The 18,920-nt window shown below is 40.4% G+C and carries 14 protein-coding genes; 8 read left to right on the forward strand and 6 right to left on the reverse strand.

The features are described from left to right. The first annotated feature begins 132 nt into the window (after positions 1-132). The gene (locus Q360_RS22770) at positions 133-711 is read left to right on the forward strand and encodes a peptidylprolyl isomerase (protein ID WP_036195427.1); all 579 of its coding nucleotides are present in this window, start codon (positions 133-135) and stop codon (positions 709-711) included. Here the strand turns inward: Q360_RS22770 and Q360_RS0108010 are convergent. The 3 genes from Q360_RS0108010 to Q360_RS0108020 are packed head-to-tail and all read right to left on the reverse strand — an operon-like array spanning position 708 to position 7,108. Continuing rightward, positions 708-2,432, reverse strand: coding sequence for a M28 family peptidase (locus Q360_RS0108010; protein ID WP_027076626.1), 1,725 nt, complete (start codon positions 2,430-2,432; stop codon positions 708-710). The genes Q360_RS22770 and Q360_RS0108010 overlap by 4 nt on opposite strands. A 46-nt stretch (positions 2,433-2,478) precedes the next feature. Continuing rightward, positions 2,479-3,930: a M20/M25/M40 family metallo-hydrolase gene (locus tag Q360_RS0108015; RefSeq protein ID WP_027076627.1), complete on the reverse strand. Its 1,452-nt coding sequence runs from the start codon at positions 3,928-3,930 to the stop codon at positions 2,479-2,481. Positions 3,931-3,946: 16 nt separating this feature from the next. Continuing rightward, positions 3,947-7,108 (reverse strand): WD40/YVTN/BNR-like repeat-containing protein, encoded by a 3,162-nt coding sequence (locus Q360_RS0108020; protein WP_027076628.1) that lies wholly within the window; start codon positions 7,106-7,108, stop codon positions 3,947-3,949. Positions 7,109-7,259: 151 nt separating this feature from the next. On the opposite strand from Q360_RS0108020, the gene Q360_RS0108025 reads away from it, so the two are divergent. Continuing rightward, positions 7,260-8,552 carry an aminopeptidase P family protein gene (locus Q360_RS0108025; RefSeq protein WP_027076629.1) on the forward strand — a complete coding sequence of 431 codons (1,293 nt, stop codon included), beginning with the start codon at positions 7,260-7,262 and terminating at the stop codon, positions 8,550-8,552. A gap of 44 nt (positions 8,553-8,596) precedes the next feature. Beyond that, complete coding sequence (locus Q360_RS0108030) at positions 8,597-9,367, forward strand: exodeoxyribonuclease III (RefSeq protein WP_027076630.1); 771 nt, start codon at positions 8,597-8,599, stop codon at positions 9,365-9,367. Positions 9,368-9,628: 261 nt separating this feature from the next. Here the strand turns inward: Q360_RS0108030 and brnQ are convergent, their stop codons facing one another. Then, on the reverse strand, positions 9,629-10,900 hold the full coding sequence (brnQ, locus tag Q360_RS0108040; protein WP_027076631.1) for a branched-chain amino acid transport system II carrier protein: 1,272 nt from the start codon (positions 10,898-10,900) through the stop codon (positions 9,629-9,631). A gap of 256 nt (positions 10,901-11,156) precedes the next feature. Between brnQ and Q360_RS25170 the strand changes: the two genes are divergently transcribed. Continuing rightward, on the forward strand, positions 11,157-11,375 hold the full coding sequence (locus Q360_RS25170) for a hypothetical protein (protein ID WP_084273395.1): 219 nt from the start codon (positions 11,157-11,159) through the stop codon (positions 11,373-11,375). A 155-nt stretch (positions 11,376-11,530) separates the two neighbouring features. On the opposite strand, the gene thiL is transcribed toward Q360_RS25170, so the two are convergent. Then, positions 11,531-12,580: a thiamine-phosphate kinase gene (thiL, locus tag Q360_RS0108045; RefSeq protein ID WP_027076632.1), complete on the reverse strand. Its 1,050-nt coding sequence runs from the start codon at positions 12,578-12,580 to the stop codon at positions 11,531-11,533. A gap of 95 nt (positions 12,581-12,675) precedes the next feature. Further along, entirely contained in the window at positions 12,676-14,133 is a 1,458-nt protein-coding gene (locus tag Q360_RS0108050) for a Gfo/Idh/MocA family protein (RefSeq protein WP_027076633.1), read from the reverse strand. 219 nt (positions 14,134-14,352) lie between these two features. On the opposite strand from Q360_RS0108050, the gene Q360_RS0108055 reads away from it, so the two are divergent. The 4 genes from Q360_RS0108055 (at position 14,353) to sufB (ending at position 18,871) form a co-directional block, all read left to right on the forward strand. Beyond that, on the forward strand, positions 14,353-15,507 hold the full coding sequence (locus tag Q360_RS0108055) for a choice-of-anchor B family protein (RefSeq protein WP_245603219.1): 1,155 nt from the start codon (positions 14,353-14,355) through the stop codon (positions 15,505-15,507). 3 nt (positions 15,508-15,510) lie between these two features. After that, positions 15,511-16,854, forward strand: a complete 1,344-nt coding sequence (locus tag Q360_RS0108060) for a hypothetical protein (RefSeq protein ID WP_027076635.1) — start codon at positions 15,511-15,513, stop codon at positions 16,852-16,854. Positions 16,855-16,979: 125 nt separating this feature from the next. Then, positions 16,980-17,309 (forward strand): HesB/IscA family protein, encoded by a 330-nt coding sequence (locus tag Q360_RS0108065; RefSeq protein WP_027076636.1) that lies wholly within the window; start codon positions 16,980-16,982, stop codon positions 17,307-17,309. A 116-nt stretch (positions 17,310-17,425) separates the two neighbouring features. Continuing rightward, positions 17,426-18,871: a Fe-S cluster assembly protein SufB gene (sufB, locus tag Q360_RS0108070; RefSeq protein ID WP_027076637.1), complete on the forward strand. Its 1,446-nt coding sequence runs from the start codon at positions 17,426-17,428 to the stop codon at positions 18,869-18,871. The last annotated feature ends 49 nt before the right edge of the window (positions 18,872-18,920 follow it).

The raw sequence follows: 18,920 nt of genomic DNA on the forward strand, positions 1-18,920 counted from the left end.
CGTACTTATGGCTATTGTTGTTGCTATCAAAAGTGCTATGGGAAAAAGTCAATAATTTAGTACCAACCAAAATTTAGAAAGAGGTCTTGTTAGGCCTCTTTTTTTGTAGTTTTAAAACAGAAATTCCAACATATGAAAAATAGTACGCTTGTCGGTGCACTTCTCATTGTTTTGAGTGCATGTTCAACGGTCAAAAGTTACGAAGTAGGTCAAATTTTAACACCACAAGGGGAGATGTTGGTTTGGCTTTATGAGGAAACGCCAAACCATAAAAAGAGTTTTATAGGGTTAGCGAATGCCGGATATTGGGATCGTCTAACATTTAATCGGGTCATACCTGATTTCGTGGCACAAGCCGGATGCCCAGATACTCCTGAAGGGTTTAATGATCCTGAATACCTATTAGAACCAGAATTCAATGAAAAACTAACACATACGTACGGTGCTTTTGGAGCGGGTAGGGATGGCAATCCGGATAAGTTATCTGCACGTTGCCAGTTCTATATCGTTCAGAATAAGGAAGGCGAACACCGTTTGGATGGCGATTATACGGTGTATGGAAAAGTCATAAAAGGGATGGATGTCGTCGATGCCATGGTTAGTGTTGCTAGGGATAGTTTGGATGAACCATTAACATCCATAACCATCGATGTTAATGTGTTACTAATGACCGCGCAGGATTTGAAAGGGTATGATGTGGATTTGGATTAATATTTTTCAAGCTGGGCTATTTGTCGCGCTACGGATGTTTTTAAAATTTCTTGGGCGATAGTAATTTTTTCTTTTAATTCTTTTGAAGGTTTCTGCTCTAAATCGGTAACCGTTTGCATTGTGTTGAAATACCAATCTTGCCATGCCGTTAATATGGCTCGTTCTTCTTTCAGTTTCCCCTCATTTTTAAGACTTTCTACGCTTAATTGATATTCCGCTTGCAAGCGTTCGTTTGCTCTTTTTTCTATAGTTACAAGTACCTGTTCCGCTGTGGCGGTATTAGCATTTGTTAGTGTCAATGCACTTACTAATGCGCCTATTCCAACGTTTCTTAGGGTTTCTTGGGACACGTTATCAATTTTATCGTTGTCTGTATGGTAGAACTGGTCGGTAAAGTGCCAAAGGAGCAATCCAGGAATATCGGCATTCAAAAAAGGAGTATGGTCGCTGCCGCCTTCAAAGGGATTGGTGTTCACTTCCCAATGAGCAAAGGCTCCCTGATTCTTAAAGTGATCTATCATAAAATCATTGAGGTAATGTGGTTTCATGTCCTCTAAAGACAAGGTTTCGCCTCCCCACTCGGAATGTTTGTCGTTCCCGCGTGTCCAAATTGCACTAGGGTCAGGCATTTTTTCAATCAAGAAACTCCCGCCTGTAATGGCGGTATTTTCGCCTACCATATCCAAACTAATGCCCCATTTGATCCCTTTTGCACGTTCAGCATCTTCTTCGATATACCTTCGGGTAGAGATGATTTCATCGCCCCATAAAAAGGTTAAAGTTCGGTCTAGCTTAATTTGTTGGTTTTTAAATAGGCTAGCAGCCAATGAAGCCATTTCTAATTGTGCACCGACACCAGAAGCATTATCATTTGCTCCAGGTTCCTGAATATGAGCACTAAATACAAGTCTTTCTTTTGGTAATTTCGCACCTCTAATATGTGCAACTACTGTGAGCTCTTCAGATTCATATATTTTGGTTTGGATGTTCACCATTACTTCTACTTTTCCTTTTTCTAAAGCGGACTCCAATCGTTCTTTGGCAGCATAGGAAAGCGCAATACCCCAAAATTTAGTATCGGTTTGGGGGGCTAGGCTTCGGAATTGGATGGAAGTCGTGTTCTTCTTTGGTTGAAGATACCCGGGGTTGTTATACGTAATGATACCCAGAGCACCTTGGTCTATTAATTTTTGAACGAGCCTACGCGCGCTAGCTGCTATGTAAATAACCTTCCCTTTAACTTCGTAATTACGGAGGTCTGCCTCATCTTTTAAGTGGACGACTTCTACGGTTACCCCTTCCTTTGAAGTGGAAGCCGAGTTGAGGTAGGTCATATTGCCATTACTTTCAGAAACCAGTAGCGGAGCTGTTTCCCCTGTAATTTGTAAAGATGCAGAAACAGGTTCCCAAGTAGGATGCTCCATGGCACGCGTTTCAATACGGTAGGTGAGTCGGTCTTTATCTGTCGCCTTACGCTCCAACACATAGCCCGCCTTTTCCAATTGTTCCGAAATCCAATAAACGGACTTATTAAATCCTGTATTTCCTGCCACACGCCAATATTGCGCAACAAAATCTGTGGTTTTATAGGCCAAATCGCCCTCGAATTCAGGACGAATGATATCGAAATATTTTTGGGATAGTGGCTGAGGCTCCACTTCTTGGGAGCAGCTATGCGACACTATTAAAATAGACAATACAAATAATAACTGATTTCTCATCGAACTATATTTTCCTTAATCTAAAACACCTGTAAAGGACTCCTGCCTACGCTCCCCACTTCCAATCTCCACCAATAATCAGTTTTTCTTTCAGATTATTGTCAATCATAAACTGTTTGGTCGTTTCGCTATCCATTTTCATTGCAGGTAAGGTTTCGGCATCGGCTAACCCGTAAAGCATCATGGTCCCAAAGCGCGCGGTATTGGTAATGTGGTCTTTATTAACCAAAGGGAAATCATCGCAATCGCTATGGTAGCATCCATAAATAGAACGGTCTAAATTACTATGCACAGATAAAATAGGAACACCTTCCAGCATAAACGGTTGGTGATCGCTATGCAATCCGGACCGGTTAGAAAATGTATTCTGATAAATGGTGTCCTGCTGTTGTATGGCCGCGCCTAATTCCGTAAAAAAGTTTTCGGTTTCTAATTGTCCACCAGCGTTCATACCAATTGGGTTTCCAGCCATATCCAAGTTCATCATGTATTTAATATTCTCTACGGTATTATTCGCTATGGCTTGATTGACTAAATATTTGGAACCTAATAAACCTTGTTCTTCGCCCATGAACATAATGAATTTAATAGTTCTTTTTGGCTGAAGGTTATTTGCCTTAAAAGCACGTGCAATATCCAATACGGCAAAGGAACCGATACCATTGTCTATGGCGCCCGTTGCCAAATCCCACGAATCTAAATGGCCCCCAATAACGATTTCTTCTTTTGGAAGTTCACTACCTAGTAAGGTAGCCACTACATTTCGTGCTTTAATGACATCACTTTTATTGGTCATTTCTACATGTGCCAAAACTTTTTGACGCTTCAATTTCTCTTTTAAAGCCATCCCGTCTTCCATGCCTATACACACTGCAGGAATTGGAATAAGTGCTCCGGTAACCGATGCAGTTCCAGTCAATAAAACACCATTAGGTACTTGGTTGATGATAATGATTCCAATAGCTCCGTATTTCATAGCTAAGGAAGTTTTTTCGCTACGGTGGAGATTTGTTACTCCTTCCGGACTTCCTTCTAAAATATTGATGTAGACTAAGGAAATTTTGTCCATTACCGCTTCTGGGTTGGCAGCATAATCGGCCTCCAGCCCATTACCCATATCTATAATGTCTCCGGTTACGTCCGCTATTATAGGGGAATGGCCTAATGTTACCACTTTTATAGCTTCGTTGTCTATTTCCAAAGCAACTGTTCCACGCGCCCAAGCTTCTACCTCAAACGTCTGGTAGGCAACGTCGTCATAACCGTATTCTTTGAATTTGTTATACGTATATTCCTCTGCCTTAGACCCATTTTCTGAACCAGTAAGGCGATGACCAATGGTTTCACTAGCCTCTTTTAAGGTACTGTAAGCTTTAGAATTTTGTTGTATTTCCGTGTCGACTCTAGCGAACAGTTCTGCTTGGGTTTCTTCTATTTTTGTTTCAGCGCAAGAGCTGATAAAAATAATGAGTAAGGAAAGTAAGGTTAGTTTTTTCATGTTGTTTTAAGGTGTTTTATGATTTTAATTTTTTATTAGTTCGGATTTCAAGTTCACTTTTCTTCAGTTGGATATTTAATTTTTTAACTTCCATATCCATAAATATTTTGAATTTGGCATCCACATTCTGTAAGCGTTTATTAAATATGGCATATACTTCACGCTGCTGGTTCGTAGGTTTAAAGTCGGCTCCAAATCCGCCTATGTCGCTGGCAAGTGAACTTATACGTCCGTAGAGCTTCATAGGAGACCTAAATGCATCCTCGCGTGCTCCAGTAAGATGGATGTCATAGAGAGAACCGGCAATAGATTCGGCTAACATCCGCAGTTCCTCTGCTTTTTTACGGTCACTGTTCTTCGTCAATTTTGGAATGATTTCGTTGAGCTCTGCTCGGATGGTTTCAATATCATTGATCATGGTTACAGCCAAGTTCATGGCATCACGCAGTTCTAAGGAAAAGGCCACCTGCTCTTTTAGTTCGTTTAAGGTACTTTCTGTATCGGGGTCTTTCAACACGTCTACTTCTCTGATGAATTCCTCTTTGCCAACAATTAATTTTACTTTGTATCGCTTTGGTACTACACGTGGCCCAAATTGTCCGCGCCACAAGTCTAAATCCCAAGTAACCAAAGGCCTCCAACCTTCCCCATTTAACTGTACCCATGGTCTTCCTGGAGGGGTCGACTGTAATTTGGGTTTATACGTAGGTTCATATCTCAAATCCCACATCACCCGATGAATGCCTGCATCGGTTTTGCCTTCTAGGCTTCGGATAAGTTGATTATCCATAGTCAGTATTTCAATAGACACTTTTTGATCTGTGCTGTCCTTTAGATAATAATGTATGTCCGCACCGTAAGACGGATTATTACCCGAATTCATACTTGGACCATCTGTTTTTATGGCTTGCTGGTCTATAAATCGATAGGCAGGTCGCATACTGAATAAATGCGCTTCTTCATCTTTTGCATCCATATCAAATTCTCGTAGGGGAGCTACATTATCCAAAATGTAATAGCCACGGCCATAGGTTCCTACGACCAAATCATCAAAACGTTCTTGGATTTCTAACCAATATACAGGGGCAGGGGGCAGATTGTTACGCAAACGCATCCAATTTTCGCCATCATTATGACTTATATATAGCCCGTTATCTACCCCTAAATATAACATGCCTTCCCGTTTTGGGTCTTCTTTAATCGCATGGACAAAACTGTGCACCGATTTTGGTACCGAGGCAGTAATCAATTTCCAGGTTTGCCCGTAATCCACTGTTTTATAGGCATAGGGGTCAAAATTGCCCATTTGGTGTAAGTCAACAGTTATGTAAGCTGTTCCTTTCTTGTAGCGAGACACTTCAATATTTGCAATAGTACCCCATTTAGGGAGGTCGGGAATATTCGCAGTAAGGTTTGTCCAATTTGCACCTCCATCTTTCGTAAGCTGCACCTGTCCGTCATTAGTCCCTGCCCAGATGAGTCCTGGTTCCAATTTAGATTCCGTAATGCTGAACAGGACAGAACCGTCAAAGGTCATCAAATTATCTACGGCAACACCACCTGAACTCTGTTGGTGTGATTTGTCATTCAGAGTCAAGTCTGGACTTATTACCTGCCAGCTCTGTCCGCCATCATCGCTTTTATGCACGTATTGGCTGCCTACATATACCCGGTGTTTGGTATGGGGCGAAAAAGCTAAGGGGAAATTCCAATGCCACCGGTATTTTAGTTTACCAGGCTCCCATCCATAACCGGCCTCTGGCCAAACCCGAACATCTCTTGCATTACCTGTTTTTGCATCGTACCGCTGTAGCCCGCCATCGTAGCATCCAGACCAAACAATATCATTATCAAAAGGGTCAGGTTGTGCAAATCCACTTTCGCACCCGCCAACACCTTTCCATAAGCCTAAGGGAATATAACCCTGCCTGCTATTGCTTGGCCCCATATAAGAATAGCCATCCTGTCTATTGCCGTATACGTTATAGGGTACTTGATCGTCTACCGAAACGTGATACATCTGTGCAATAGGTAACACAATCCGTTGAAAGCTTTTACCGTGATTTAAACTGATGCTTGCACAGCCATCATGGGCTACTAATATACGATCAGGATTGCTAGGGTCTATCCAAATATCATGGTTGTCGCCACCTGCTCTGTAGCCACTTTTAAACGTTTTGCCACCGTCCATGGTGGTACTGAATTTTACACTGGCAAAATGAACTTCGTTTGGATTATCGGTTCCAACTGCCATACGGGTATAATAAGGAGCACGCTCCGCGATATCATGATTTCTGGATTGTAAGGTCCAAGTTTCTCCAAAATCCGCTGATCGGTATAAGGCTGGGCTATCGATTTCAAAAAGGGCATACACAATATTAGGGTTGGAATGAGATATGGCTACCGCAGTTTTACCCACGGGATTATCCTTACCTCCGGGAAGTCCTTTTGAAGTCATTGCCTCCCATGAATTTCCACCGTCCATAGTTCTGTAAATACCACCCCCGGCACCACCACTTCGCAATCCCCAAGTATTGATATGAATGGACCACATGCCTACTAGGAGTCGGTCTGGATTTTTAGGATCAAGCGCCAATTCTGCTGCTCCCGTATTTTCATCTACAAAAAAAATGCGCTCCCAGTTTTTACCACCATCTATGGTTTTGTAAACACCCCTTTCCTGTTGGGGCCCATAGGTATGACCAAGTGCTGCAGCATATACAATATCTGGATTTGTGGGATGCACGATAACACGTCCAATACGACCCGTTCTTTCAAGCCCCATGTTTTTCCATGTCTTTCCGCCATCTTCAGATTTATAAATTCCGTCACCCATGGCATGTGCAGGGCGTATCACAAAAGTTTCCCCTGTGCCTACCCAAACAATATCTGGGTTGGTAGGTGTAATGGCTAATGAACCAATGGAGGAAACATCTTGGTCGTCAAAGATGGGGTCCCAATTGAGTCCACCATCCGTTGTTTTCCATAGTCCGCCCGAAGCTGCTCCAATATAATTAAGCATGGGGTCGCCAGGAACTCCGGCAATTGCGATAGCTCGGTTGCCTTCCGGACCAATAAAACGAAAGTCTAAGTTTTCGAAGACCGATGGGTCATTTTGACCGAGTATTGAAAATGAAATACTGTATAGGAAAGCAAAGAAAAGTAGTCTTAATTTCATCGGAAGGTCTTTTTGGTCAATTTAAAATAAAAAGAACTAAATATAACCAAGATTTATATAAGAAATATATGTATTTCAATTTTAGAGATTATCTAAGATAAGTTGGGAAGGCATTTTGGAATCCTTAAATTTATACGCAAACGAAATAACAATGAAATACGAACAAATCTCCAATTCACTGTTTATAAAGAACCGTAAAAAATTTATGGCCCAAATGCAGCCAAAAAGTATAGCGGTTTTTAATTCTAACGATATCTATCCTATAAGTGCCGATAGCGTGCTTCCTTTTGAGCAGCATCGGGATATTTTTTACTTGAGTGGTGCCGACCAAGAGGAAACGATTTTGTTACTTTTTCCTGATGCTATAGACAAAAAACATCGTGAAATTTTATTCGTTACGGAGACCAACGACCATATTGCAGTTTGGGAAGGAGCTAAATTGACAAAGGAACAGGGAACCGAAGTATCAGGAATCCAAACCATTTATTGGTTGTCAGATTTTGACAAGGTCTTTTTTAATTTGATGACCGAGGCCGATACCATTTATTTCAACACCAACGAGCACTACCGGCAGGCGGTAGTCAACGAGACGCGTGAAGATCGTTTTATCAAAAAAACCAAGGAACAGTATCCGGCACATAAGGTAGCCAAGAGCAATCCTATTTTACAGGAAATTAGAGGTATTAAGGAGCCTGAAGAGTTAGAATTGATGCAAACAGCTTGTAACATCACGGGAAAGGGATTTCGAAGGTTATTGGGTTTTGTAAAACCTGGGGTTTGGGAACATGAGATTGAGGCAGAACTGATTCATGAATTTATTCGTAATCGCTCCAAGGGGTTTGCATATCCGCCAATAATCGCATCTGGGAATAACGCCAATGTGCTACATTATTTAGAAAATAATAAAGCGTGTAAGGATGGTGATTTAATTTTGATGGATGTTGCTGCGGAATATGCGAATTACTCCAGTGATCTCACCCGTACAATTCCGGTCAATGGAAAATTTACCAAGCGTCAAAAGGAGGTTTATGAGGCGGTTTTACGTGTCAAGAAGGATGCAACCAAGCTTTTAGTGCCTGGGATGCTTTGGGCGGAATACCACAAAGAATGTGGTAACTTGATGACTTCGGAATTATTAGCACTTGGATTGTTGGACAAGGCTGATGTACAGAATGAGAATCCGGATAGGCCTGCGTACAAGAAATATTTTATGCATGGCACTAGTCATCATATCGGGCTCAATACACACGATTACGGTGAATTAAAAAAACCGATGCAGGCGAATATGGTTTTTACGGTTGAGCCTGGCATCTATATTCCAGAAGAAGGTTTTGGAATACGTTTGGAGGATGATGTGGTTATCCAAGAAAAAGGCGAACCCTTTAATTTGATGGGGAACATTCCTATTGAGGCAGAAGAAATTGAGAGTTTAATGAATGCTTAATACTTATTTAGAACATAAGTAGTTCAATTAAAAAAGTAAAAAATATGAAATTAGTGTCTTGGAACGTAAACGGTATTCGTGCTTCTGTAAAAAAGGGTTTTGCCGATGTGGTAGCCGATTTTGATGCCGATATATTTTGCGTTCAGGAAACCAAAGCACAAGATGATCAAGTGAGTGAAGCGCTAACAGAGATTGTCGGGTATGAATTGCATAGCAATAGTGCGGAGCGCAAAGGCTATTCTGGCACAGCAATACTTAGTAAAGAAAAACCACTATCCTTTTCTGTTGATATGGGCAAAGAGGAACATGATATGGAAGGCCGTATTACCCATGCCGAATATGAGCACTTTCATTCTGTAAATGTATATGTGCCCAACAGTGGCAGCGGATTAAAAAGACTGGACTACAGGCAAAAATGGGATGTAGCTTTTACGGTGTACCTAAACAAGTTATCTAAAACGAAGCCTTTGGTCGTTACCGGAGATTTTAATGTAGCACATACGGAGAACGATTTAGCCAATCCAAAATCTAACTACAATAAAACTTCGGGGTTTACCCAAGTAGAAATTGATGGGTTGGATAATATGATGAAAGAATTGAAATTGGTCGATACCTTTAGAGCAAAACACCCTACCACTTTTGATAAATATAGTTTTTGGAGTATGCGTGGTGGTGCCCGTAACCGAAATGTAGGTTGGCGATTGGATTATTTTCTGGTGAGTGAATCGCTTTGGCCTAACGTAATTTCGGCTGAAATCCATGACCAGGTTATGGGAAGCGATCATTGTCCTATTAGTTTGGAACTTAAATTTTAAAGAACATGAGTTTATAAGATGCGGCGGCTATTGAGCAAAAGATGGTGGAAGCTCCCGACATGGCCGTTGAAATTGGCGTGGTCATAGGCACCTATTTGCCTTTTGTGGTTTTGGTACTAATAGCTTATTTGTTTTATTACGTTTCTAAGGAGCGGAAGAGGATGAAGGAATAAGTCCACATCGTTTTCGAATAACGTACAGCAAGGAATATGTTATTAATTATCTAGAATAAAAAACTAATATGTGATTTTACTCAACAGATTATTTTTTTATTTTTAAGATATTCATCAACACAAAAATAACCAAAGCCGGCAATACCCAGCCCATACTATATGTACTTAGGGGGATATACCCTTGTAGAAAAACTAATTCTTCGGAGAGTCCAACCGACCCTAAAAAATCAGGAATACTAAAAATAACCGTGGCTATCACTACAGCCTTAAATACCTTTGCCGACGCGTATTTTTCTGGAATTACATTTAACACAATAAGAACGATGGTAATAGGGTATATAAACATGAGTGCTGGTAAGGCTACTGCAATTATATAGGCCACATTAAACTGACCTATTGCTACACCCAAAATACAACCAATAATAGCGGTAAGGATATAGGCTATTTGAGAATTTTTAAAACGTGATTTTACAAAGTCTGAGGTGCCAGTTACAATACCCACAGCAGTGGTAAAACAAGCTAAGCTTACCAGAATACTAAGGCAAAGATTGCCAAAGGACCCTAAACTTAAGGTGGTCATTCCGCTAAGCAACGCCGTTCTTGATATAGCAGGACCAAACGATCCGTGGACCATAGCGCCAGAAATAATCAATCCTGTATAAATAAGAAAGAGCCCCAACCCAGCCAACCAGCCCGCTTTACGGATAAGCACTTTCTTATCGGCATAAGAGCCTTGGTTGCTTTCTAGGTTTATGGAAATGATAATGACGCCGCCAACGACCACAGCACCAATGGCATCAAAGGTTTGGTAGCCCTCTAAAATTCCATCTGTGAAAGGACTTGGAAATTTGACCTCTGAAAAATCGAAAGGAAATGAAAATAGGATATTGCCTATTAGTAGTAATAGAATTATAATGATAGCTGGGGTCAATACCTTACCAATAATATTTAGAATCTTAGATCTATTGATAACAAAAATGAATACTAGTCCAAAGTAGATGGTACTAGTGAGCCATGAAGGGCTATCAAAAAAAGGTTGGATGCCCATTTCGTGAGTGACGGATGCAGTTCGTGGCGATGGCAAGCTAATAGAAATGGCATATATGATAATAGAATATACCAAGGCGAAGGTGGGGGACACTTTTTTACCAAAATCAAAAATAGTTCCCTGAAGCTTGGCGTGTGCTAAAATACCTGATATAGGAATAATTACTGACGAAACACAAAATCCTAAGGCAACCAACCACCAAACACTACCTGAATTAAAACCTAATAGGGGTGGTAGGATAAGATTTCCGGCTCCAAAGAATAAGGAGAAAAGAGCAAAGGCCGTGACTAGTATTTTTTTGTTAGGATGCATATTAAAAAACTAAAGCGAAAGATAATTTAAATATAGTAAAGAGCACCTCGTAAAATAGTACACCTATACATTTTGGAAGTTGACAACAAGAATAGGACACATCACAACAAATTATGGGTCAGGTGATTAATATTATATATCTTGAAAAAAATAATAAAAACGCCTATTACCAATTGGCAAACACCTAAAATTAAATTATAACCAAAGCATTATAAAGATTCCCAAATCCTGCCGATGCATTCTAAAACCCTACCAAATGAAAAAAATATTCTGTAATATTTTTGGCCATCACTACTCCATCTCAAAAAAAGTAACTTCCCACATTAAAGAGTACAAATGTATTCATTGTCAAAAGCAAGTAACAACGGATGTTAGTGGCAACCTTTCTATATTGACTCCTGAATTACAAGATATCAATAGAACATTGGAACATATTTACCAGAGAAGACATCATGCTGCGCAACAAGTAGCATAATTCACCTGTGTAAAAAACACATAAACCCCATTCCCATGGCTGGAGAAGGAGTTTAATGGTTATTCCCGAAAATTAAGTAAGTAGCTTTCATCTTAACTGTCGTAACGCCCCACAACGGATAAGAAGCAACTGCCCTTGTTTTCGGGATTTTTTATTTACTTACGTTCAAAAGAATTCCACCCCTGAGCGGTCAAAGGGATCTTGGTTTCCGCCCTAGTCACAAGGTGTGCACCCTCTGATTCCTGTGTCATATGACCAATGATAGACAAACTTGGATTGCCTTTTATTTTCAGGAAAGCGGATTGATCTACGGTAAACAGTAATTCATAATCCTCACCCCCGCTTAGCGCGATCATAGTACTATCCACTTTAAATTCTTCACAGCTAGAAATCACAGTAGGGTCTAACGGAATTTTATTCTCAAACAAATTGCAACCCACCTTGCTACTTTTGCAGAGATGTAATATTTCAGACGATAATCCGTCACTGATATCTATCATTGAAGTAGGTTGCACTTCTAATTGTTGCAGTAAATTGACGATATCCTTTCGTGCCTCTGGCTTTAACTGACGTTCTACAATATAAGAATAGGGTTCCAAGTCGGGTTGGTTGTTCGGATTTACCTTAAACACTTCTTTTTCTCGTTCTAATACTTGTAGGCCCATGTAAGCACCACCTAAATCTCCGCTGACGACTAAAAGATCATTTGGTTTTGCTCCTGAGCGGTATGTAATTTTTTCTTCGTCTACTTCTCCAAGTGCAGTAATACTAAGCATTAACCCTGTCTTAGAGGAAGTGGTATCTCCACCAATCAAGTCCACTCCATACGTTTTACAGGCCATGGCAATACCTGCGTACAATTCTTCCAAGGCTTCTAAGGGGAATCGATTGGAAACCGCGATAGATACGGTTATTTGGGTGGCGGTGGCGTTCATTGCGTATACGTCGCTCAAATTTACCACAACCGATTTATAACCCAAATGTTTCAAGGGCATATAGCTGAGGTCAAAATGAACCCCCTCTATGAGCAGGTCTGTGCTAAGTATCGTTTTCTTATTGTTAAAGTCCAAAACTGCGGCATCGTCGCCAATTCCGGTTACTGTAGATGTTTGTGTAATTTCAAAATCTTTGGTCAGATGGGTTATAAGTCCAAATTCGCCTAATTTTTCCAATGAGGTAAGCTCGTTGTTTTTGTTTTCTAGCATGGTGCAAAAGTAAGGAGTTACTGCAAATTGTCGGGTATAAAAAAACTGAAGCTTTTAGGCTTCAGTTTTTTTGTGATATTTTAGGATAAGGACTATTAACCTACGGAATAACCGTCCCTATAAGTACGTTTTACATACTTGTTAGCAGGATCAAAATTGGTCACTTTCATATTTTCTGCGTCCCATTGAAGTCGTTTTCTACCATGGTATTGTTTTCCACCGCCCCAGAAACTTTTGTTTTCGGCAGCTGGATCGATTTCAAAATAAGCTTTTAATGCTAAGTTTCCAATAAGGATACTCTCTGTAAAAGGACCAGCATAATCAAACGAAGAGCTAGTCTCGGCGTTACCATATCCTGCCATACAAGCATTTACCCATTGTAGGTAGTGACCTTCTGGTACACGTGTTATGGTTTCCTCAATTTCAAACTGTTCGTTCAAAGTCAACGGCAATAGTCTTGGATTGCCTCCGTAGCAATCTGCCAGCAGCTTTCCTTTGTCCCCAATAAAGAGCACACCACCGTCCCAGTTACCCAAATCTTCGTCGTCCCCAAGTTCCTCAGGTCTTTCAGGCAGTAGGCCGCCATCCATCCATGAAACCTTTATGTTTCCTTTACCATCCGTTCTTGGATAGCTCAGGTGTATTTTGCTAGAATTCGGAAAACTTTTAGGATAATCAGCCGTTTCGAACTTACCTTTAAAGGAATCAGATACACTACACTCTACGGTATCTGGATATAATATCGGAAGAATACGGTATACTGGGTCCATAATATGGCAAGCCATATCACCTAGCGCACCAGTTCCAAAATCTGACCAGCCTCTCCAGTCAAACGGAAGATATGCGTTATTATAATCGCGCATTTGAGCAGTACCTAACCAAAGGTCCCAGTTGAGTCCTCTTGGAGTTTTATCTTTTTTGGCAGGTGTTTGTAGTGCTTGCGGCCAAATAGCACGGTTGGTCCAGCATTTTACAGTATGAACGTCACCAATGATTCCGCTATCATAGATTTCCTTCATTTTACGCACACCATCGCCAGAACCTCCTTGGTTGCCCATTTGTGTAACTACCTTAAATTCCTTGGCAGCCTCAGTAAGCATTCGCGCTTCCCAAATATCATGTGTTAATGGTTTTTGTACATATACATGTTTCCCCATAGACATGGCCTGGTAGGCTGCAACGGCATGGTTATGATCTGGTGTAGATACGGATACGGCATCGATATTCTTACCTTCTTTATCTAGCATTTCTCTAAAATCATTGTAATAACTAGCTTTTGAGAAGGCTTTTCTAGAAGCTATTGCTTGACGGTCGTCTACATCGCATAAGGAAACAATATTCACATTTGGACTTTCAGCAAAAGAGGAAAGATCACTTTTACCTTTACCACCTGCACCAATACCGGCAATGTTCAACATATCACTTGGTGCTACATAACCTTGGCCGCCCAATACATGTCTTGGTACGATCATAAACCCTGCGGCTGCAATACTAGATTTTTTTACAAATGATCTTCTAGATTCGTTCTGGAGAAAGGAAGTTTTTTTTGGCATAATTATACACTACTTTTTAAAAATGGTTTAAAATCAATGTTCAAGATAATCCAATTATTTGTATTCCAAGACCTATGGCTTAATATATTTCAATTGTCTGCCTATGTATTTGTTATCTTTACAAGGAATATCACACAAGAAAATCGTATGAAAAAGATTCTTTTTTTTAGCATCATAAGCCTATTTCTCTTAGCGTGCTCTAGCTCTAACGATTCTTTTATGATAGATAAAGAGGATACAGAAATGGTAGGTTCTTTAGTGCCCTGCGAGAATGGAATGGCGGGCGAATATCCTTGTAATGGCTACGATTTGTTGGCTCAAATTTCTTTAGCCGGTTTTGAAGCTGCTTCTGGAAATGATATTTGGGGCTGGACAGATACCACTACAGGGAAAGAGTATGCGTTAATGGGGTTGGATGATGGTACCGCCTTTGTTGATATTTCAGACACTGAAAATTTAATCTATTTAGGAAAGTTACCAACAGCTACAACAGCTAGTTCTTGGAGAGATATAAAGGTGTATCAGGACTATGCCTATATTGTTGCTGAAGCCAATAATCACGGTGTTCAAGTATTCGATTTAAAAAAATTGAGGGATGTAAGTGCTGCTCCTATAGTTTTTTCAGCCGATAATCGGTATACCGATATCGGGAATGCTCATAATATCGTTATTAACGAGGCAACAGGTTTTGCTTATCCTGTAGGTACAAATCGAGATGATGCCTTTAATGGTGGCGTTCACTTTTTGGATTTACAAAACCCTGTAGCGCCAATTTCAGCAGGAGGTTGGGGCGTAAACGGATATACGCACGACGCCCAAGTAATTAATTATACCGGACCTGATGCAGACTATAGTGGTGCAGAGATTTTCGTGGGCGCCAACGAAAATCAAGTGGTGCTAGTTGATATTTCACAAAAGGATACTCCGGTACCCTTGTCCACTTTAGATTATCCCTTTATAGGGTATACCCACCAAGGCTGGTTTACGGAGGACCAACGCTATTTTATTTTTGGAGATGAACTGGATGAAATCAACTCTGGTTTCAGATCAAGAACGCTCATATTTGACATGACCGATTTGGATAACCCTATATTACATCACACCTATTTAGGGCCAACCAGTGCTATTGACCATAACGGATACGTGCTCGGTGATGAATTTTTTCTTGCTAATTATACAGCCGGTGTTCGTGTTTTGGATATTTCTGGAATAGCTGAAAAATCAATTTCCGAAATAGGTTTCTTTGACACTTATCCTGCTAGCGATAACACACAGTTTGATGGGGTATGGAGCATCTACCCCTTTTTCGAAAGTGGTAAAATTGTGGTTAGCGACATCAATAGTGGACTTTTTGTAATTAAAAAATCGGACTAAACTATGCGCAACGGTTGTCTCTTATTTTTAGGTCTTTTTTTCTTTTCCTGTGCAAAGGAACAAGGGAATAATGAGCTTATAGTAGCTGAAACTAATTTTTTGGGCGAGTTGGAATGGGTTAAAACGATAGGAGGTAGTGGTGAGGAAACTGGCCAGGCGATTATCAAAACTCTGGATGGCGGTTATGCGGTGTTAGGTTTTACAAATAGCACGGATGGAGATGTTCAGGAAAAATCAAGTTCTGTAAACGATTATTGGCTTTTAAAATTGGATACGAACGGGAGTCTAGAATGGAGCAAGACCTATGGCGGCAGCAAAGACGACAGAGGCCAAAGTTTGGCGCAGACCACCGATGGTGGATACGTTTTAACGGGTTATGCTATGAGCGATGATGGTGACGGTTCCATAAATAACGGATTTCATGATAATTGGGTTTTAAAAGTAGATTCCTCTGGGACTATACTGTGGGAGAAAAGCTTTGGTTTTTCTGGTCACGACCACTCGTATGATATTATAGAAGCTCAGGATGGGGGTTATTTCTTTACTGGTTTTTTGGATATAACTTCGGCACGTTCTGATGGAAATACCGAAAAGGCAGGTTCCTTGACGAGACATGGTGTTGGCGAATTTTGGGGGACTAAAATAGATAAACAGGGCACATTGCAATGGCGGGGTTATTTTGGTGGCACTAATAACGATAGGGCACATGCGGTGGTTCAAGCAGAGGACGGAAGCTTTGTAATGGTTGGCTTTTCAGAAAGTAATGATTTTGATATTACCGACACCCAGGGCAGTTATGATTTTTGGATGGTAAATGTAGATGATAAGGGCAATATGCTTTGGGAGCGTTCTTTTGGGGGTTCTGGGATAGAGATTGCCCATGATATTGCTAAAACAACTGACGGGGGCTATGTAATTGCAGGAAATACGTTTAGTACGGATGGCGATATCTCGCAGGCGAATGGAGAATCTGATTTCTGGCTTATAAAAGTCGATAATACTGGTGGTTTGGTTTGGGAACAAGCCTATGGCGGATCGGGTTTTGATGCTGCCCAGGCCGTAGTTTCCAGTAAAGATGGAGGCTATTTTGTGGTGGGGAATTCAAAAAGCACGGATACCGATGCCAGTATTAATTATGGAGAAAATGACCTTTGGATGATCAAGACCGATGCAGATGGCAACCTGGTCTGGCAAAAATCCTTTGGTGGTAGCGGATTGGATTTTGCCTTTGACATTGTTGAAAATGAGGATGGAAGTGTAATGGTTGTTGGGGAGACTTCCAGTACTGATTTTAAGGGTAGTATGTCAAAAGGAAAGTCGGATATTATTTTGATTAAAGTTAAGTAGCCATTCCTTTATGTCTTCCATAGAAAATTCCTATCAAATTATATGTTATAATAATGTTAGGTTCTATGGAATACACCTACTTATCCCATATATTTGTGTAATTACTTAGACCAAAACCAATTGAGATGATAGAAGTATCTGAAACGGCAAAAAAGAAAGTTATCGACCTCATGACAGAGGGAGGTTTCGATGCAGGCAAGGATTATGTTCGTGTTGGGGTAAAAAGCGGCGGATGCAGCGGTTTGTCCTACGAACTGGATTTTGATAATAAAGTAGAAGAGACCGATAAACTTTTTGAAGATAACAATGTACGTATTATTGTAAATAAAAAGAGTTTTTTATATTTAGTGGGTACTGTTTTAGAGTACTCCGGCGGATTAAACGGTAAGGGCTTTGTTTTCAATAACCCCAATGCACAGCGTACCTGCGGATGTGGGGAGAGTTTTTCCCTTTAAAAACAGTGTTAGTGTAAAAAGTATGAAAACGAATAGGTGAAGATAAGATGTTTTAGGATGACTTATAAGTCGTCTTTAATACGTTATGTTTTTTCACTTTTCACTTAAAAAAAATTATGGCATATACAGAAGAGGAATTAAAGAAAGAGCTAGAAACTAAGGAGTATGAGTACGGATTTTATACAGACCTGAAATCGGAAACATTTCCAAAGGGCTTGAATGAGGCTATTGTTAGGGCTATTTCTAAAAAGAAAGATGAGCCAGAATGGATGACCGAATGGCGTTTAGATGCCTACAGGATATGGGAGCAAATGGAAGAACCGGAGTGGGCTAATGTTCACTACGAAAAGCCAGATTATCAAGCTATAAGTTATTACTCTGCTCCTGTAGTAGCAGATCCGAATAAAACCTTGGACGATGTAGATGCGGACTTGTTGGAAATGTACAGGAAGCTGGGAATATCTGTAGATGAACAAAAGAAGTTGCAAAATGTAGCCGTAGATATCGTGGTTGATTCGGTTTCTGTCGCCACTACATTCCAAAAGAGTTTAGGTGAAAAAGGGATTATTTTTATGCCTATTTCCGAAGCGATACAGAAACATCCAGACCTTGTAAAGAAATACATGGGTACTGTAATACCTAAAAAGGATAATTTTTATGCAGCCTTGAATTCGGCAGTATTTACTGATGGTTCTTTCTGCTACATTCCAAAAGGTGTTAGATGTCCCATGGAACTTTCTACGTATTTTAGGATAAACGAAGGAGGTACTGGACAATTTGAACGCACCTTGGTCATAGCAGATGAGAGTAGTTATGTAAGTTATTTGGAGGGCTGTACTGCGCCATCGCGAGATGAAAATCAGTTGCATGCTGCCGTGGTAGAATTAATTGCCATGGACGATGCAGAGATAAAATATTCTACCGTTCAAAATTGGTATCCTGGTAATAAAGAAGGGAAAGGCGGAGTTTACAATTTCGTAACAAAAAGAGGCCTATGTGAGACCCGTTCCAAAATTTCATGGACGCAAGTAGAAACTGGTTCTGCGGTTACTTGGAAATATCCTTCTTGTATTTTAAAAGGGAATAACTCCGTTGGAGAGTTTTACTCCATAGCCGTGACTAATAACTACCAACAGGCGGATACGGGCACCAAAATGATTCACTTAGGGAAGAATACCAGAAGCACCATTATATCCAAAGGAATATCTGCAGGAAAATCTCAAAATAGTTATAGAGGATTGGTACAGATAGGTTCTAGGGCAGAAAATGCAAGGAACTTTTCACAGTGCGATTCCCTTTTAATGGGTAACGAATGTGGTGCACATACCTTCCCTTATATAGAAGCTAAAAATAAAACGGCTCAAGTTGAACACGAAGCCACCACAAGTAAAATTGGTGAAGACCAGCTTTTTTACTGCAACCAAAGAGGTATAGATACTGAAAAAGCTATTGCTCTTATCGTTAATGGTTTTAGTAAAGAGGTGTTGAACAAGTTGCCTATGGAGTTTGCGGTAGAAGCGCAAAAACTGTTGGAAATAAGCCTGGAAGGTTCCGTAGGATAACAAATCCCACTTGCCCTTAGAGGATAATGTTCAATAGCCGTTAGCGCAC

It is taken from the genome of Maribacter antarcticus DSM 21422, from assembly GCF_000621125.1.
Classification (GTDB): Bacteria; Bacteroidota; Bacteroidia; order Flavobacteriales; family Flavobacteriaceae; genus Maribacter; species Maribacter antarcticus.

What these genes read in the sequence shown, in the direction of transcription:
- Q360_RS0108010 (WP_027076626.1), bottom strand. Translation starts at nt 2,432, where the DNA reads ATGAGAAATCAGTTATTATTTGTATTGTCTATTTTAATAGTGTCGCAT.
- Q360_RS25170 (WP_084273395.1), top strand. Translation starts at nt 11,157, where the DNA reads ATGAAAAAAATATTCTGTAATATTTTTGGCCATCACTACTCCATCTCA.
- Q360_RS0108065 (WP_027076636.1), top strand. Translation starts at nt 16,980, where the DNA reads ATGATAGAAGTATCTGAAACGGCAAAAAAGAAAGTTATCGACCTCATG.
- Q360_RS22770 (WP_036195427.1), top strand. Translation starts at nt 133, where the DNA reads ATGAAAAATAGTACGCTTGTCGGTGCACTTCTCATTGTTTTGAGTGCA.
- Q360_RS0108030 (WP_027076630.1), top strand. Translation starts at nt 8,597, where the DNA reads ATGAAATTAGTGTCTTGGAACGTAAACGGTATTCGTGCTTCTGTAAAA.
- Q360_RS0108055 (WP_245603219.1), top strand. Translation starts at nt 14,353, where the DNA reads ATGATAGATAAAGAGGATACAGAAATGGTAGGTTCTTTAGTGCCCTGC.
- sufB (WP_027076637.1), top strand. Translation starts at nt 17,426, where the DNA reads ATGGCATATACAGAAGAGGAATTAAAGAAAGAGCTAGAAACTAAGGAG.
- Q360_RS0108025 (WP_027076629.1), top strand. Translation starts at nt 7,260, where the DNA reads ATGAAATACGAACAAATCTCCAATTCACTGTTTATAAAGAACCGTAAA.
- brnQ (WP_027076631.1), bottom strand. Translation starts at nt 10,900, where the DNA reads ATGCATCCTAACAAAAAAATACTAGTCACGGCCTTTGCTCTTTTCTCC.
- Q360_RS0108050 (WP_027076633.1), bottom strand. Translation starts at nt 14,133, where the DNA reads ATGCCAAAAAAAACTTCCTTTCTCCAGAACGAATCTAGAAGATCATTT.
- Q360_RS0108015 (WP_027076627.1), bottom strand. Translation starts at nt 3,930, where the DNA reads ATGAAAAAACTAACCTTACTTTCCTTACTCATTATTTTTATCAGCTCT.
- thiL (WP_027076632.1), bottom strand. Translation starts at nt 12,580, where the DNA reads ATGCTAGAAAACAAAAACAACGAGCTTACCTCATTGGAAAAATTAGGC.
- Q360_RS0108060 (WP_027076635.1), top strand. Translation starts at nt 15,511, where the DNA reads ATGCGCAACGGTTGTCTCTTATTTTTAGGTCTTTTTTTCTTTTCCTGT.
- Q360_RS0108020 (WP_027076628.1), bottom strand. Translation starts at nt 7,108, where the DNA reads ATGAAATTAAGACTACTTTTCTTTGCTTTCCTATACAGTATTTCATTT.